At 58.5% G+C, this 15,159-nt stretch carries 11 protein-coding genes; 5 read left to right on the top strand and 6 right to left on the bottom strand.

Annotated elements, in window-relative coordinates; translation table 11 throughout:
* Nucleotides 1–127: 127 nt before the first annotated feature.
* From QSV77_RS12300 to QSV77_RS12285, 4 genes are all read left to right on the top strand, one after another.
* Nucleotides 128–1,525: a murein hydrolase activator EnvC gene (locus tag QSV77_RS12300; RefSeq protein WP_271362578.1), complete on the top strand. Its 1,398-nt coding sequence runs from the start codon at nt 128–130 to the stop codon at nt 1,523–1,525.
* The gene (locus QSV77_RS12295; RefSeq protein WP_302733661.1) at nt 1,515–2,843 is read left to right on the top strand and encodes a S41 family peptidase; all 1,329 of its coding nucleotides are present in this window, start codon (nt 1,515–1,517) and stop codon (nt 2,841–2,843) included. Before QSV77_RS12300 ends, QSV77_RS12295 begins: the two co-directional genes overlap by 11 nt.
* Nucleotides 2,844–3,010: 167 nt before the next feature.
* A complete protein-coding gene (locus QSV77_RS12290) occupies nt 3,011–4,210 on the top strand; it encodes a divergent polysaccharide deacetylase family protein (protein ID WP_142842177.1) in 1,200 nt (399 codons plus the stop codon).
* Between the two features lie 56 nt (nt 4,211–4,266).
* Nucleotides 4,267–4,779: an RNA pyrophosphohydrolase gene (locus QSV77_RS12285; RefSeq protein WP_302733660.1), complete on the top strand. Its 513-nt coding sequence runs from the start codon at nt 4,267–4,269 to the stop codon at nt 4,777–4,779.
* Nucleotides 4,780–4,827: 48 nt separating this feature from the next.
* Here the strand turns inward: QSV77_RS12285 and bfr are convergent, their stop codons facing one another.
* From bfr to QSV77_RS12265, 4 genes are all read right to left on the bottom strand, one after another.
* On the bottom strand, nt 4,828–5,313 hold the full coding sequence (gene bfr, locus QSV77_RS12280) for a bacterioferritin (RefSeq protein WP_046799648.1): 486 nt from the start codon (nt 5,311–5,313) through the stop codon (nt 4,828–4,830).
* Nucleotides 5,279–5,590: a bacterioferritin-associated ferredoxin gene (locus tag QSV77_RS12275; protein ID WP_080600126.1), complete on the bottom strand. Its 312-nt coding sequence runs from the start codon at nt 5,588–5,590 to the stop codon at nt 5,279–5,281. Before QSV77_RS12275 ends, bfr begins: the two co-directional genes overlap by 35 nt.
* A gap of 266 nt (nt 5,591–5,856) precedes the next feature.
* Nucleotides 5,857–6,582 (bottom strand): acetoacetyl-CoA reductase, encoded by a 726-nt coding sequence (gene phbB, locus QSV77_RS12270; protein WP_269700960.1) that lies wholly within the window; start codon nt 6,580–6,582, stop codon nt 5,857–5,859.
* Between the two features lie 127 nt (nt 6,583–6,709).
* Entirely contained in the window at nt 6,710–7,891 is a 1,182-nt protein-coding gene (locus tag QSV77_RS12265; protein ID WP_269700962.1) for an acetyl-CoA C-acetyltransferase, read from the bottom strand.
* Nucleotides 7,892–8,133: 242 nt separating this feature from the next.
* On the opposite strand from QSV77_RS12265, the gene phaR reads away from it, so the two are divergent.
* Nucleotides 8,134–8,709, top strand: coding sequence for a polyhydroxyalkanoate synthesis repressor PhaR (gene phaR, locus QSV77_RS12260; RefSeq protein WP_003520279.1), 576 nt, complete (start codon nt 8,134–8,136; stop codon nt 8,707–8,709).
* Between the two features lie 61 nt (nt 8,710–8,770).
* On the opposite strand, the gene QSV77_RS12255 is transcribed toward phaR, so the two are convergent.
* Together QSV77_RS12255 and QSV77_RS12250 are read right to left on the bottom strand one after the other, a co-directional pair.
* Complete coding sequence (locus QSV77_RS12255) at nt 8,771–10,147, bottom strand: MFS transporter (RefSeq protein WP_302733658.1); 1,377 nt, start codon at nt 10,145–10,147, stop codon at nt 8,771–8,773.
* Nucleotides 10,148–10,255: 108 nt separating this feature from the next.
* Nucleotides 10,256–15,016 (bottom strand): NAD-glutamate dehydrogenase, encoded by a 4,761-nt coding sequence (locus QSV77_RS12250; RefSeq protein WP_302733657.1) that lies wholly within the window; start codon nt 15,014–15,016, stop codon nt 10,256–10,258.
* Nucleotides 15,017–15,159 lie beyond the last annotated feature (143 nt).

The raw sequence follows: 15,159 nt of genomic DNA, 5'->3' as shown, positions 1-15,159 counted from the left end.
CAACATGAAGCTCCGCGACACGAAAAGGCGCAGATGGCTTTGCCGTTGCCCTCTTTCAGGCCCCTTGGAAGATCGCAGCAAAATCTCTAGTATCAGCGCCTCTGCTTCGGCATCAAAGAAAGATCAAATGGACAAAAGGTCTCAACGAAAACAGCGCGCTGCCCTTGCGGGCGCGGTTATTGCTGCTTTCGTCATGGGGGCCGGTCCAGCCTATTCGCGGGACGAGGCGGGCGCGGTTCCGGCCGAGAATGGCGATTCATCGCCGGACGAATTGCAGACACTGGAGAAGCGCCGTGACCAGAACCGCCAGGATCTGGAGGAACTGGTCGACAGCATCGGCCTTTCGGAGGACAAGACCCGCAATCTTGAGGAAAGCATCGCTTCCCTCAATCAGGACAGCGCCCGCATCCGGGAAGAGCTGATCGCATCTGCGGCGCGGCGCAAGGCCCTGGAAACCAAGATCAGTGACGGTGAGGATCGCCTCGCCAAGCTTTCCGTTCGCGAAGACGGTGTGAAAGCGTCGTTACGTGAAAGGCGCGGCGTGCTGGCGGAAGTTCTGGCCGCATTGCAGCGCATGGGCAGAAACCCGCCGCCTGCCCTTCTCGTTTCGCCGGAGGATGCACTTGCTTCCGTGCGTAGTGCTATTCTTCTCGGTGCCGTCGTTCCGGGCATTCGTGGTGAAACCGACAAGCTGGTGTCCGCTCTCAAAGAATTGACTGATCTCAGGCAGGCAATCGCTCGCGAAAAGGACGATCTTACGGGTATGATGACGGCAAGTCTGGAAGAGGAAAAACGCCTCGACCTGCTGATTGCCGAAAATGAGCGCAAGAACACCCAGACGGCGGCAGAGCTTGAGGCGGAACGCAAACGATCCGAGGAACTGGCAAGCAAAGCGACCAGTCTTGAAGGTCTGGTCAGTTCGCTTGAAGGCGAGATTACGTCAGTACGGGAAGCCATGGAAAAAGCGCGGGCTGAAGAGCAGCGCGTGGCACGTCTTTCGGAAGCCGAACGCGAAAAGGAGCGCGCTGCGGCTGCGGCTGGAATGCCTGATAAAAACCGCATTGCGCCCGCATATCCCTTCGCGAGTTTGAAGGGAAAACTGGAGGTTCCGGTCGCGGGCGAGGTGCTCAGGCGCTTTGGTGATGCTGACGGTACTGGCCATTTTTCCAAGGGAATTGTCGTTGCGAGCGGACCCGAAGCCATCGTAACGGCGCCTGCAGACGGATTTGTGGTGTTTGCCGGAGATTTTCGCAGTTACGGCCGGATGATCATCCTCAACACGGGTGATGGATATCATGTGGTGATGACGGGCATGGACAATGTGAGGACACGGCAGGGAATGTTCGTGTTCTCCGGAGAGCCCATCGCCTCCATGGGTGCAAAAAGAGTAGCGAGTGCAGCAGCATTGGCGCTGGAAACCGACAGGCCAACGCTTTACATTGAGTTCAGGAAAGATGGTGTGCCGGTTGATTCCCAACCTTGGTGGACCGCAAAAAATACCGGAAGGGCGCACAATGATTCGTAAGGTTTCGCTTCTCCTTATCGGTGGGCTTATGGGCGCCACGGCGATGAGCGTGATTTATTCGGCGAGCATGCCGGCACAGGCGGCCGGGCCTTCGACCTACAAGGAGTTGTCGATATTCGGCGACGTGTTCGAGCGCGTGCGCGCACAATATGTGACGCCGCCGGATGACGAGAAGCTGGTGGAAAATGCCATTAACGGCATGCTCAGCTCGCTCGATCCGCATTCCAGCTTCATGAATGCCAAGGATGCCACCGACATGCGCACCCAGACCAAGGGTGAGTTCGGCGGTCTCGGCATCGAAGTGACCATGGAAAACGAACTGGTCAAGGTCATCTCGCCAATGGATGATACGCCGGCTTCCCGCGCGGGTATTCTTGCTGGCGACTTCATTTCGGAAATTGACGGTACACCGGTTCGCGGCCTCAAGCTGGAGCAGGCTGTTGAAAAGATGCGCGGTGCGGTCAAGACGCCGATCAAGCTGACGGTCATCCGCCAGGGCGCTGACAAGCCGCTTGAAATCACCGTTGTGCGTGACATCATTGCCGTTCGTGCGGTCAAGTCCCGCGTTGAGGGTGACAATGTCGGTTATCTGCGTGTCATCTCCTTTACCGAGAAGACCTATGATGATCTCGAAAAGGCGATCAAGAAGATCAAGGCGGATGTGCCGGCCGACAAGCTGAAGGGTTACGTGCTTGACCTGCGCCTCAACCCGGGCGGTCTGCTCGATCAGGCGATCAATGTCTCCGACGCTTTCCTTGAGCGTGGCGAAGTCGTTTCGACTCGCGGCCGCAATCCGGATGAGACCCGCCGCTTCAATGCGACGGCAGGCGATCTGACCGACGGCAAGCCGGTGATCGTGCTCGTCAACGGCGGTTCGGCTTCGGCCTCGGAAATCGTTGCCGGCGCCCTGCAGGATCTGCGTCGTGCTACCGTTGTCGGTACGCGCTCCTTCGGTAAGGGTTCGGTCCAGACGATCATTCCGCTTGGCGATGCCGGTGCGCTGCGTCTGACCACGGCGCTTTATTACACGCCGTCGGGCAAATCCATCCAGGGCACGGGCATCGAACCCGATATCAAGGTGGAACAGCCGTTGCCGCCGGAATTGCAGGGCAAGGTGACCACCGAAGGTGAATCCGGTCTTTCCGGTCACATCAAGGGCCAGAGCGAAACGGATGAAGGTTCGGGCTCTTCCGCCTATGTTCCGCCGGAAGCCAAGGACGATATCCAGCTCAACTATGCGCTGGATCTGTTGCGCGGCAGCAAGACTGATCCGTCTTTCCCGCCGAACCCGGACAAGGCTGTAGTCAACAAGCAGTAAGATAGATGCGCCGGCCAGCCGGCGCATTTTTTCGATTGCTTAGAGCGGGTCGCGATTTCCAGATGCGCTGCCTTTGCTTTAAGTCCCTGTTTTTTCGCATGTCATCCTCGCAAACTGCCGCATAGTTTTCTGCGTGACATGCTTTGACCGTTTGGACGGACCGTTCATTGCCTTCGGACCTGCGAAAACCGCTTCTGGGTCGTCAGAAAAAAAGCGTCGGTATCAACCGGCGCTTTTCCGTCATTATGGTTTTGTCCGTGCTTGCGGTTTTCTCAATCGGCGGGCTCTCCGTCTATACCGCGCTCTCGCCAGGCAACCTGCAGAAGACAGGCCCCGGGCCGGATGTTCAGCCACAGCCGCCCCACAGCGCGCCTGAAACGGCGGTTACCGATGGGGCCGGTTCTGCTGAGACGGCCGGCCTGAAACCGGAAAGCGGTCGCTCTGGCGCCAATATCAACAGGGAAACCATGCCGGACGGCAATGTCGTATCGGTCTATTCTCCGAGACCCCGCGATGGCAATGGGCCGGTGCTGATGAGTGGCCAGACCTATGGTCAGGACCCGCGCATGGCCGCTCGTCCCAATGAAGAGTTGCTGGAAGAGTCCGCTTTCGGACCGCTGCCGGTCGTTGGCGCCGATGGCCTGCGGCCGATGGAGCAATATGCGCGGCCCTGGTCGGGCGCCCGTGGCACCCGGGTGGCAATTGTCGTCGGCGGCCTTGGCCTCAGCCAGACGGGTTCGCAAAAGGCGATCCGGGATCTCCCGCCGGAGGTGACGCTTGGTTTTGCCGCAAGCGGCAACAGCCTGCAGCGCTGGATGCAGGAAGGGCGCCGAGAGGGCCATGAAATCCTTCTGCAGATACCGCTGGAGCCTTTCGGTTATCCCGGCACCAACCCAGGGCCGGACACGCTGCTGGCCGGCGATCCTGCGAAGGTCAACATCGACCGGCTGCATCGCTCCATGGCGAAAATCACAAATTATACTGGCATCATGAACTATCTTGGCGGGCGTTTCCTCGCGGAACAGGCGGCGCTGGAGCCGGTGATGCGCGATATCGGCAAGCGCGGGCTGCTGTTTCTGGATGATGCTTCATCGGCACAGTCGTTGAGCGGCGGGATTGCCAAGGCGATCTCCGCCCCGCAGGGTTTTGCCGATGTTCTGCTCGATGGCGAAGTGACTGAAAGCGCCATCCTGCGCAAGCTGGATGAGCTTGAGCGAATTGCGCGCCGCAACGGCCAGGCGATCGGTGTCGCTTCGGCTTTCGACGAAAGCATTGCCGCCATCTCCAAATGGTCGCGGGAAGCGGGCGGGCGGGGTATCGAGATCGTTGGCATTTCTGCGCTTGTTTCGCAGCCGGCGGGGCAGTAAACCTTCTGCGCGGCCATTTCATGCGCTTTTGCGGCGCTCAGCAATGCGGGTTTCCCATGACAATCAAAGCAGAAGATTTGCCTTACCGCCCCTGCGCGGGAATAATGGTTCTCAACGCCGAAGGCCTTGTCTGGGCCGGCCGGCGCATCAGTGAAGGCAATTCTGAATATGACGGCTCACCGCAATTGTGGCAGATGCCGCAGGGCGGCATCGATGATGGCGAGCGGCCTTTGACGGCCGCCATTCGTGAACTTTATGAAGAGACCGGAATGAAGACGGTGACTCTGCTTGCGGAAGCGAGTGACTGGATCAACTACGATCTGCCGCCCGAACTGATCGGTATCGGTTTAAGGGGCAAATATCGTGGGCAGGCGCAGCGCTGGTTCGCTTTCCGTTTCGAAGGCGATGAAAGTGAAATCCAGATCGACCCGCCGCCGACGGGCCACACGGCCGAATTTGATGCCTGGGGCTGGAAGCCGATGGAGAGCCTTCCGGAATTGATCGTACCGTTCAAGCGCGCGGTCTACGAGCAGGTGGTGGCAGAGTTCCGGCACCTCTCCGGCAGATAAATAAAAAGGCGGCCATGGGCCGCCTTTTCCTTGTCCAGTGTCGAAAGCTTATTCCGCTTCGTTGGCGGAATCGGCGTTGAGCTGACCATATTTTTCCACGCCGATCTTGCCGAGCAGATCAAGCTGGGTTTCGAGGAAGTCGATATGGCCTTCTTCGTCGATCAGCAGGGCTTCAAACAGCTTCATGGAGACGTAGTCTCCGGCCTCGGAACAGATGTCACGCGACTTCTTGTAGGAGGTGCGTGCGTCGTATTCGCCCGCCAGGTCGGCTTCCAGCACTTCCTTGACGTTCTGGCCGATGCGCAGCGGAGCCAGCGTCTGAAGGTTGGGATGGCCTTCAAGGAAGATGATACGATCGATGATCTTGTCGGCGTGCTGCATCTCTTCGATGGATTCAGCGCGCTCCTTCTTTGCGAGCTTTGTGTAGCCCCAGTCGTTCAGCAGCCGGTAATGAAGCCAATACTGGTTCACTGCACCGAGTTCGAGAAAAAGGGCCTCGTTAAGCCGCTCGATGACTTTTTTGTCGCCTTTCAATGTCCGCTCTCCTGTTCTCTTCATGGAATCGCTTCAGGCGGGACATAAAATCAAAAACATCGGCCTCAGTCGAGTGGCGACGGGCGTGATATTCTTCGGTGGTCTTGATGATCAGATCGACAACGGTCGGGAAACAGCCGCAACAGCGGCCACGTTTTTCCATGGCGTGATACACTTTGGCGGGAACGATCAACTGCCAACAGTCCTCGTCGAGGAGTTCGTTGATGACGTCCCGGATATCGTGATCGGTGATGTAATTGCAGCTGCAAACCAGCATGATGGACTGCCTGTATGACGCAACACGTTGTTTTCGTTCTTAAACCAAAACAGGACACCAAATGTCAAGAAAAACCTCCTTTTGAATCGGAGCGGAATTTCTAGACTCATTCTAAACTATACAAAAACTGTCGTATTTTCATTGGTTTAGCGAGTGACACTTTCTAGTCTTTCGTGCTCAAGTTTTTGTGCGCGGCAAAATTACGGAAGTAATTATCACGAAAAGTTTACTGACTTGGGTGTCGCCAAAGTGAAGGGTGGCCGATCTCAGGCGAAATATTGCCCGCCATTGGCCGTCATGGTGGAGCCAGTGATGAAGCCGGCCTCGTCGGAAACCAGAAACAGGACGCAGCGGGCGATTTCTTCCGGTTCGCCCAGCCGCCCGACCGGAATTTGCGGGACGATCCGTTCGGCAAGCACTTTTTCCGGTATCGCTCTCACCATCTCGGTACCGATATAGCCGGGGCAGATGGCGTTGACGGTGATGTTGCGGCTGGCGCCTTCCTGGGCGAGCGCCTTGGTGAAGCCGATATCGCCCGCCTTGGAAGCGGAATAGTTGGCTTGCCCCGCCTGACCCTTCTGACCGTTGATCGAGGAAATATTGACGATGCGGCCGAAACCGCGATCGCGCATACCCGGCCAGACGGGGTGCGTCATGTTGAAGACGCCGGTGAGGTTGGTGTCGATCACCTCGCGCCATTGTTGCGGCGACATCTTGTGAAACATCGCATCGCGGGTGATGCCGGCGTTGTTGACGAGAACCTCGACGGGGCCGAAGGTCTCTTCCACCTTTGCAATGCCGTCGACGCAGGCGTCGTAGTCGCGAACGTCCCACTGAAAAGCAGGGATGCCGGTTTCTTTCTGAAAGGCTTCAGCCCTGTCGGTCGTGAAGGCGTAATTGACGGCGACCCGGTAGCCGGCCGCCTGCAAGGCGCGGGCAATCGCGGCGCCTATGCCGCTTGTCCCGCCGGAAATCAACGCAACCCGGCTCATATCGGCCTCCATGTCCTGAACTGCTTTTGCCGTGCTCAACGGCCACAGAAATACGGCCAATGGGAGGCCGCTTCTACCCTATTGTTCGCCGAACAGGAATTGATTTTTGGAAAGCCGCACAGCCGTTTCAGAGCGCCTCAATGCACATGGCAACACCCATGCCACCACCGATGCAGAGTGTCGCAAGGCCCTTGGACACGTTGCGGCGGCGCATCTCGTAAATGAGGGTGTTGAGGACACGCGCGCCGGAAGCACCGATCGGATGGCCGATGGCGATTGCACCGCCATTGACGTTGACGATATCAGGATCGAGGCCCAACTCGCGCACGACCGCACAGGATTGGGCGGCAAAGGCTTCGTTGGCTTCGACAAGGCCGATATCATTGATCGACCAGCCGGCCTTGGCCAGCGCCTTGCGGGAGGCGGGAATGGGGCCGGTGCCCATGATCTGCGGATCAACACCCGCCGTTGCCCAGGAGGCGATGCGCGCCAGCGGCTTGATGCCGCGTTTTGCCGCTTCCTGTTCCGACATCAAAAGTGTGGCGGCTGCGCCGTCATTCAGGCCGGAGGCATTGCCTGCTGTCACAGTGCCTTCCTTGTCGAAGGCAGGGCGAAGCTTCGCCATGGTTTCCAGCGAAGCGCCGGCGCGGATATGTTCGTCTGCATCGATGATGATATCAGCCTTGCGGCCTTTGACCGTGAAGGCGACGATTTCATCGGCAAAACGGCCGGCATTCTGTGCGGCTTCAGCCTTGTTTTGCGATGCGACAGCAAATTGATCCTGTTCATCGCGGGAAAGTTGCCATTGGCGGGCGATGTTCTCGGCAGTGATGCCCATGTGATAGCCATAGAAGGCATCGGTCAGGCCGTCTTTCAGCATGGTGTCGATCATCTTGAAATCACCCATTTTCACGCCGCCGCGCAAATGCGCGCAATGGGGCGCCATGGACATGGATTCCTGACCGCCGGCAATGATGATGGCCGCGTCGCCGGTAACGATCTGCTGCATGCCGAGGGCGACGGCGCGCAGGCCGGAGCCGCAGAGCTGGTTGAGACCGAAGGCGGTCGCCTCCTGCGGAATGCCGGCCTTCATGGCCGCCTGCCGCGCGGGGTTCTGCCCTTCGCCTGCCGTCAGCACCTGACCGAGAATGACTTCATCGACTTCGTTTGCCGCAACACCCGCGCGCTCCAGCACGGCGTTGATGACGGTTGCTCCCAGCTCATGGGCGGGTGTGTTGGCGAAGTGGCCATTGAAGGAACCGACGGCGGTGCGCGCGGCGCTGGCAATCACGATTGAAGGCAGGGTCATCTCTATTCTCCTCACATGCGGGCGGAGACTGGCAAAGCTTTCAATACAAGTCAAATGCCGAAAGTTGCTTTAAAAGATGTTGCTAAATCACCCGGGAATCTTGCGAAAAATTGCTGCGCAAAAAACAAACTGTTGCGATGCACAAAACATTTGTCAGAGGGCTCGTTTTGCGCATACACTTTGCGCCGGGAAGAGCACCAAGACCAAAAAAAAGAAAATACCATCATCGCGAGGAGGCGGGCATGGCGAAACACGACGGCGAAACAATCATTAAAAAATACGCCAACCGGCGGCTCTATAATACCGGCACGAGCACCTATGTGACGCTCGATGATCTCGCGCAGATGGTCAAGCGCGGTGAGGACTTCAAGGTTCAGGACGCCAAGTCGTCCGAAGACATCACCCATGCGGTTCTGACGCAGATCATCGTCGAACAGGAGGCCAAAACCGGCAATACGTTGCTGCCGACGGCGTTTCTGCGGCAGTTGATCTCCTATTATGGCGACCAGATGCAGATGGTCGTGCCGACATTTCTCGAACATTCGATGAAGACATTCTCGGACCAGCAGAGCCAGATGCAGGAGCATATGGCCAAGGCGTTCGGCGACGGCTCGCTTGCCCGCAATTTTCAGGCGCCGCTGCAAATGATGGAAGAGCAGATCCGCCGCAATACGGAACTGTTCCGGCAGGCGATGCAGGGTTTTACGCCTTTCGCAATGCCGCAGGCGCCGAAGGAAACCCGCAAGCCGAACGCGTCCGAAATCGACGAGCTGAAGGCGCAGCTGCGCGCATTGCAGCAAAAACTCGATCAGCTCTGATCCTGTTCTGTGCGGGCCGATGCCGGGTTTGATCAACCGCATCGGCTGCTGCGTCGAAGTTTCAGCCTGCCGTTCTTTCCGGCACGCGCAGCAACAGCAGAAATCCAGCTCCCAGGAACAAGATAAGCGTGGCCATGCCGATATGGGCTGAACCGCTTATGTAGGTTGCTATGGAAAATGACAGCGTCGCCATGAAACTCGTGGCGCGTCCGGAAAGCGCATAGATGCCGAAATAACGGCCCGCTTCTGCAACAGTGATATTGCGGGCGAGATAAGAGCGGGAGGATGCCTGGACGGGGCCGAAGGCAAGGCCGATCAAAATGCCATAGAGCAGATAGGCTTTTTCCGCGCCTGTCGCGAAGATGCCGCCATTGTCCGCCGTGGATAATTGTATCCAGCCAAACAGGGTCGAGCCCTTTTCCGTGGAGACGATGCCGAGCGTGGCGAGCAGCAAAAGCGCCAGACTAATAAGAATGGTGATGCGCGAGCCGAGTTTCTGATCGACCCGTCCGGCGGCAAAACAGCCCGCGATGGCGACGACGTTGAGGAGGATGCCGAAGAGGCCGATTTCCATCGTCGCCCAGCCAAACATGCCGGCAGCAAATGCTCCGCCCAGTATGAGAACGCCATTGACGCCATCCTGATAAAGCATGCGCGCGATCAGGAACCGCAAAAGCACGGGGCGGTAGCGCAGCTCGCGGAGCGTGATCTTCAGTTCCCCCAGCCCCGAACGGATTGCTGCCTTGAAAGGCAGGCCTTTTTCGGCGTCCGGGGTCAACAGAAACATCGGCAGAATGAAGATGAGGTACCAGAGCGCGGCGAGCGGGCCGGTTATTCTGGCGTCCTCACCGGTTGCCGGGTCGAGACCGAAAAGCGGCTTGATGCCGGCGATGGTCAGCCCGGTCTGTGGGCTTGCGGCCAGAAGCGTCACCACCGCAATCAGCACCACCATGCCGCCTAGATAACCCAGTCCCCAGGCGAGATTGGAGATGCGGCCGACATTTTGCGGATTGGTCAGTCGCGGCATCATGGAATCGTTGAAGACAATCGAAAACTCCGCCGCGATGGAGGCAAGGATCATGCAGATGATCGGCAGGATAAGCGGTGAGCCCGGCGCTGCAAACCAGAGGAAAAACAGGCTGACGATCTTGATGATGGCAAAAAAGGCGATCCACGGTTTGCGCGCGCCGGATTGATCAGCGATGGAGCCGAGGATGGGTGAGAAGAGGGCGATGATGATCGAGGAGACCGTCGCCATGTTGCTCCATGTCGCCTGCGCGGCAATCGGATCATCGGTAAGACGGGCGACGAAATAAGGCCCGAAAACGAATGTGGTGACGACGGTGAAAAACGGCTGCGCCGCCCAGTCGAACATGACCCAGCCCCAGATGCCGCGTTTGGCAACCACTGTTTCCGCGTTTTGGGAGGGGACAGTCATTCATCGTCCTATCGGATAATCGGGAAGATAGAGTGCGGGATGCCGGTCATTCGCTTGTTTTTTCGCCATCCGGGTCGATAACCCGGATGGCGTTTTTAAGAGTGCCGATCAGCGTGCCTGAACGATATCGCCAAGCAACCCCGCCGCCACGGTCAGGCGGGCAAGGTTGGTATCACCGCTTTCACTGAGCGCGCCCAGCTCGGAGACGATGCGGTTCACCCGCACGCGGTCGGCGGCATACCAGGCCTGAACCGGATCTTTCTCCTTTGCATATTCCGTCAGCGCAGAGATGACGATCCGGCGTCTGGAGGAAGAGATCTGGTCCTGGCTGCGCAGAAGAGCCAGGCTCTCGTAATGATCGACCGGTGCGATGCGCTGGCTGGCATCCAGCAAGCGTGCCACACGGAAGGTCGATGAAACGGTGGCATAGCTTTCGGCGGCGCGGGCAAGCGTCGTGCCCGCACTTTCGGCGATACGCATGATCTCGGGCACATAGACCAGCAGGGAAAGCGTATCCAGCTCTTCCAGAAGGGCGGCCGGAACGCCGTCGATTTCCGTGACGCCAAGCTCGCGACGATATTTAGCCGCTGCCGGCGACAGCGTCTTGATGGCGGTTTTCAGTCGCTCGATCTCGGTCGCCATGTCGCCTGTTGCAGCGCCTGCGCTTCGGGTCTGCAGGTAAAGCCTGCTTGCATCGGAGAAGATGCGGGTGATGGTGGCATAGAGCCCGTTCTGGACTTGCCCACCGATCTTGCCATCAAGCGCGTCGACCTCACTCCACAGACGTTTGAGGCCGAAACCATCTTCGACGATGACGGCCGCCTTGACGACGTCAGGTGCAAGAAGACCGCTTGCATCGCCAAGTTTCTGCACGAAGCCCGGGCCGCCACGGTTGACCACGGCGTTCGCGAGCGCGGTTGCAACGATCTCGCGGTGCAGGCGATGCGCCTTGATATCGTCGGCATAGTTCTTCTGCATCTTGGCCGGGAAATAGTCGACGAGCAGATGCTGGAGATAAGGCTCATCCGGCAGCGGGCTCGCCACCAGTGCGTCGAACAGCGTCAGCTTGGCATAAGACAGAAGCACACCGATTTCCGGCCGGGTCAGCGGCTTGCCAGAGGCATATCTTTCGCTGAACTCGGCATTATCAGGCAGGGTTTCGACCTTGCGGTTCAGCTGCCCCGTCGCCTCCAGTGCACCCATCAGGCGGCCAAGTTCTTCGCGGTTTGCGAGCCCCAGCCGTTCCGTCAGCGAGATCGCCAGTGACTGCAGGTAGTTGTTGCGCAGCACCAGCTGCGCCACTTCCGGCGTCATGGAGGCAAGAAGCTGATTGCGCTTCGGCATCGTCAGGCGACCGCTATTGACGGCGGAGGCGAGCGCGATCTTGATGTTGACCTCGACGTCGGAGGAGTTCACCCCGGCCGAGTTGTCGATGGCATCGGAGTTGCAACGCCCGCCCGAAAGCGCATAGGCAATGCGGCCCTTCTGGGTGATGCCCAGATTGGCGCCTTCGCCGATGACCTTGGCGCGCAGTTCGGTGGCGTTGACGCGGATCGGGTCGTTCGCCCTGTCACCCACCTCGGCATTGGTTTCCACCGCCGCCTTGATATAGGTGCCGATGCCGCCGAACCAGAGGAGATCGGTCGGCGCCTTCAGAATGGCGGTCATGATCTCGAAGGGCGTGGCGACGGATTTGTCGATGCCGATGGCAGCCACGGCTTCCGGCGTCAGCGTCACGGATTTTTCGGAACGCGAGATGATCATCGCACCGCCGGAGAGGGCCGAGCGGTCATAATCCTGCCAGCTGGAGCGCGGCAGTTCGAAAAGCCGCTTGCGCTCTGCAAAGGACCTGTCGGTATCGGGGTCCGGATCGATGAAGATGTCGCGGTGATCGAAGGCGGCGACGAGCCTGATCTTTTCCGACAGCAGCATGCCATTGCCGAAGACGTCGCCGGACATGTCGCCAACACCCGCCACGGTGAAGGGCGTGGTCTGGATATCGGTGTCCATTTCACGGAAATGGCGCTTTACCGTTTCCCATGCGCCGCGTGCGGTGATGCCCATTTTCTTGTGGTCATAACCGGCGGAACCGCCCGATGCGAAGGCATCGTCCAGCCAGAAGCCGGCGTCGTGGGCAAGGCCGTTTGCCGTATCGGAGAATGTCGCCGTCCCCTTGTCGGCAGCAACGACGAAATAGGGGTCATCACCGTCGAGCCGCAGCGTATCGGCAGGCGGTATGATGGCGTCATCGACGATGTTGTCGGTGATGGAGAGCAGGGTGCGGATATAGGTCTTGTAGGCCTCGCGGCCGGCATTAAAGACCTCATCGCGGGAGCCGCCGGCGGGAAGGTTCTTCGGGAAGAAACCGCCCTTGGCGCCAACCGGCACGATCACCGCATTCTTGACCTGCTGCGCCTTCACGAGGCCGAGCACTTCGGTGCGGTAATCCTGGCCGCGATCCGACCAGCGCAGACCGCCGCGTGCAACCTTGCCGAAGCGCAGATGCACGCCTTCGACCTCGGTTCCGTAAACGAAGATTTCGCGGAAGGGACGCGGATCAGGCAGGCCGTCCAGGTGTTTCGGATCGAACTTGAACGCCAGGAGGTCTCTTGGCGTGCCGTCGGCATTTTTCTGGAAGTAGTTGGTGCGCAGCGTCGCATCGATGGCGTTGACGTAACGCCTCAGCGTGCGGTCTTCATCGAGATTGGGTACGCCGCTCAATGCCGCTTCGATCGCCTTGTGTATTTCAGAGAGTTTTTTCAGCCGCTTCTTTTCGTCGACAGACGGGTCGAAGCCAGCCTTGAACAGCGCGAAAATATTGCGGGAAATGGCCGGATATTTGAAGAGCGTTTCGGAGATATGCTCCTGCGAATAAACAATGCCGGTCTGACGGAGATAGCGTGCATAGGCGCGCAAAACGGAGACTTCGCGCACGGACAGGCCGCAGGCGAGGATCAGCCGATTGAAGTTGTCATTATCAACCTTGGCCGAAAAGGCGGCAAGGAAGGCCTCCTCGAGTTTCGGCCCGTAATGCGGCAGGTCGAGTGTCGTGCCCGCCGCGACGGATAGCTCCATGTCGTGCAGCACGATGTCGCGCTTTCCGTCATCTGAAACGACCCCGATATCGAAGGTACGTTCGCTGATGACGTTGAAGCCCAGATTTTCCAGCAGCGGCACGCGGCGCGAAAGCGGCAGGTGGCCGTCGCGGTGGAAAATCTTCAGCGACAGCGTGTCGGCGGACTGGCCATCCTGCTGGTAGAATTCAATGCGGACCGGCTCACCATTGGCGGCAGCCAAAATGTCCGGCATATCGCCGATCGCTTCTTCAGGCGTGAAGGCTTCCTGATAGGCCTGATCGACCTCCAGCACCGGTGCGCCGGGTTCGGACAGGGTGACGAGGTGGTCTATCCAGCGTGCCGCAATATCGCTGACGGCGTCTTCCAGCCTGTCCTGAGCGATGCGCGGCGTCTTGCCTTCCGTGCGGCCGACGATGAAGTGAACGCGGGCAACGGCGCCTTCCGGGAAGGCGGGATAATAAGCGGAAATATGCCCGTCATAGACCTTGCTCAGATAATCGCCGATCTTCTCGCGGACATAAGAATTGTACTCCTCACGCGGCACGAAGATGATCGCCGAAACGAACCGGTCGAACCGGTCGATACGGGCGAGGACGCGTACACGCGGCCGGTCGCTCAGTTCCATGATCTGCTCGATGAAGCGGATCAGAAGATCCGTCTCGATCTGGAAGAGATCATCACGGGGATAGGCTTCCAGCGTGTTCTGCAGGATGCGGCCGGAGTGGCTGTTCGGATCGAAGCCGAAATGCCGCTCGACATCCGCGACCTTGGCGCGCAGCAGCGGGATCTGCTTGACCGAACGTGTATAGGCAGTCGCCGTGAAAAGGCCGACGATGCGCAATTCGCCGATGACGTTGCCGTCCTCGTCAAAGCGCTTGATGCCGATGTAATCCATATAGGCACGGCGGTGCACGATCGATTTTACATTGGCCTTGGTGACGATGAGGAAATCCGGGCCATCAAGGAAGGCAAGGATCTCAGGCGTCGTTGTCACGGCATTCTTGCCGAGGCGCAACACGCGCACATCCGGATCGCTGAGGCTGCCCAGGCCGACGCCGTCACCGCGTTCGATCTTGGCGTGCTTCCCCTTGCCGGAATAGGTGTAATCCCGCATGCCGAGGAAGGTGAAATTGTCATTGCGAAGCCAGTTGAGGAATTCGACTGCTTCCGTACGCTCGGTCTTGCGCCGCGAGGAGCCGCGCTTGGACAATTCGTCCAGCGCCTCGTCAAGCTTCGCCAGCATCGGCCGCCAGTCACGATAGGCGGATTGCACCTGTGTGAGAACAAAGCGCAGCCGTTCTTCCAGCGTTGCGGCGGCCTGCTGTGTCAGCGGCGCAATATGCAGCTGGATGAGGCTGATATTGTCAGCGGGATCATCCTCGGGTTCTGCAAGGCGGTAACCGGCCTGCGCCTCGTCATCACGCACGAGGATGGGATGCACTGCGAGGTAAAGGCCGCGATAGGTGCTGGTGACCTCACCCATGACAGAATCATAAAGGAAAGGCATGTTGCGGCCGATAATGGTCAGGACCGTTACCGGAATCTCGCGCGGCGAAACACCTTCTACCTGAGCAATGCTGATGTGGGGTGTCTCTCCGGACCAATGCGAAAGCGCCTGGAAACTGTGAGCCGCGCTCGCAGCCAGCATCTCGGCGGAATAATATTCTATATCGTCGGCACTTGCCCTTCCATAAAGAATACCTGGATCAAGAAATTGGACATTTTCGGCAATTGCCTGCTGGCGCGCTTTTTCGATCTGTTTTTCGCGTTTTGGATTATTTCTGTAGCCCATTTGACGTGGATTCCTCCAAAAATCACACTTTAATGTAAAAAAGCATCGTCAATTTACGGATTTTGCCTTTTCAGTCGAATCGGATATTGGCGTGGAATTACGAAGAGTTTAAGAGGCTTTCGTATTTCTTTGGTCGGTAAGTG

The sequence above is a fragment of the Agrobacterium sp. V1 genome (assembly GCF_030518355.1).
GTDB lineage: Bacteria > Pseudomonadota > Alphaproteobacteria > Rhizobiales > Rhizobiaceae > Agrobacterium > Agrobacterium cucumeris.
This window is presented reverse-complemented; position numbering and strand designations above follow the sequence as displayed.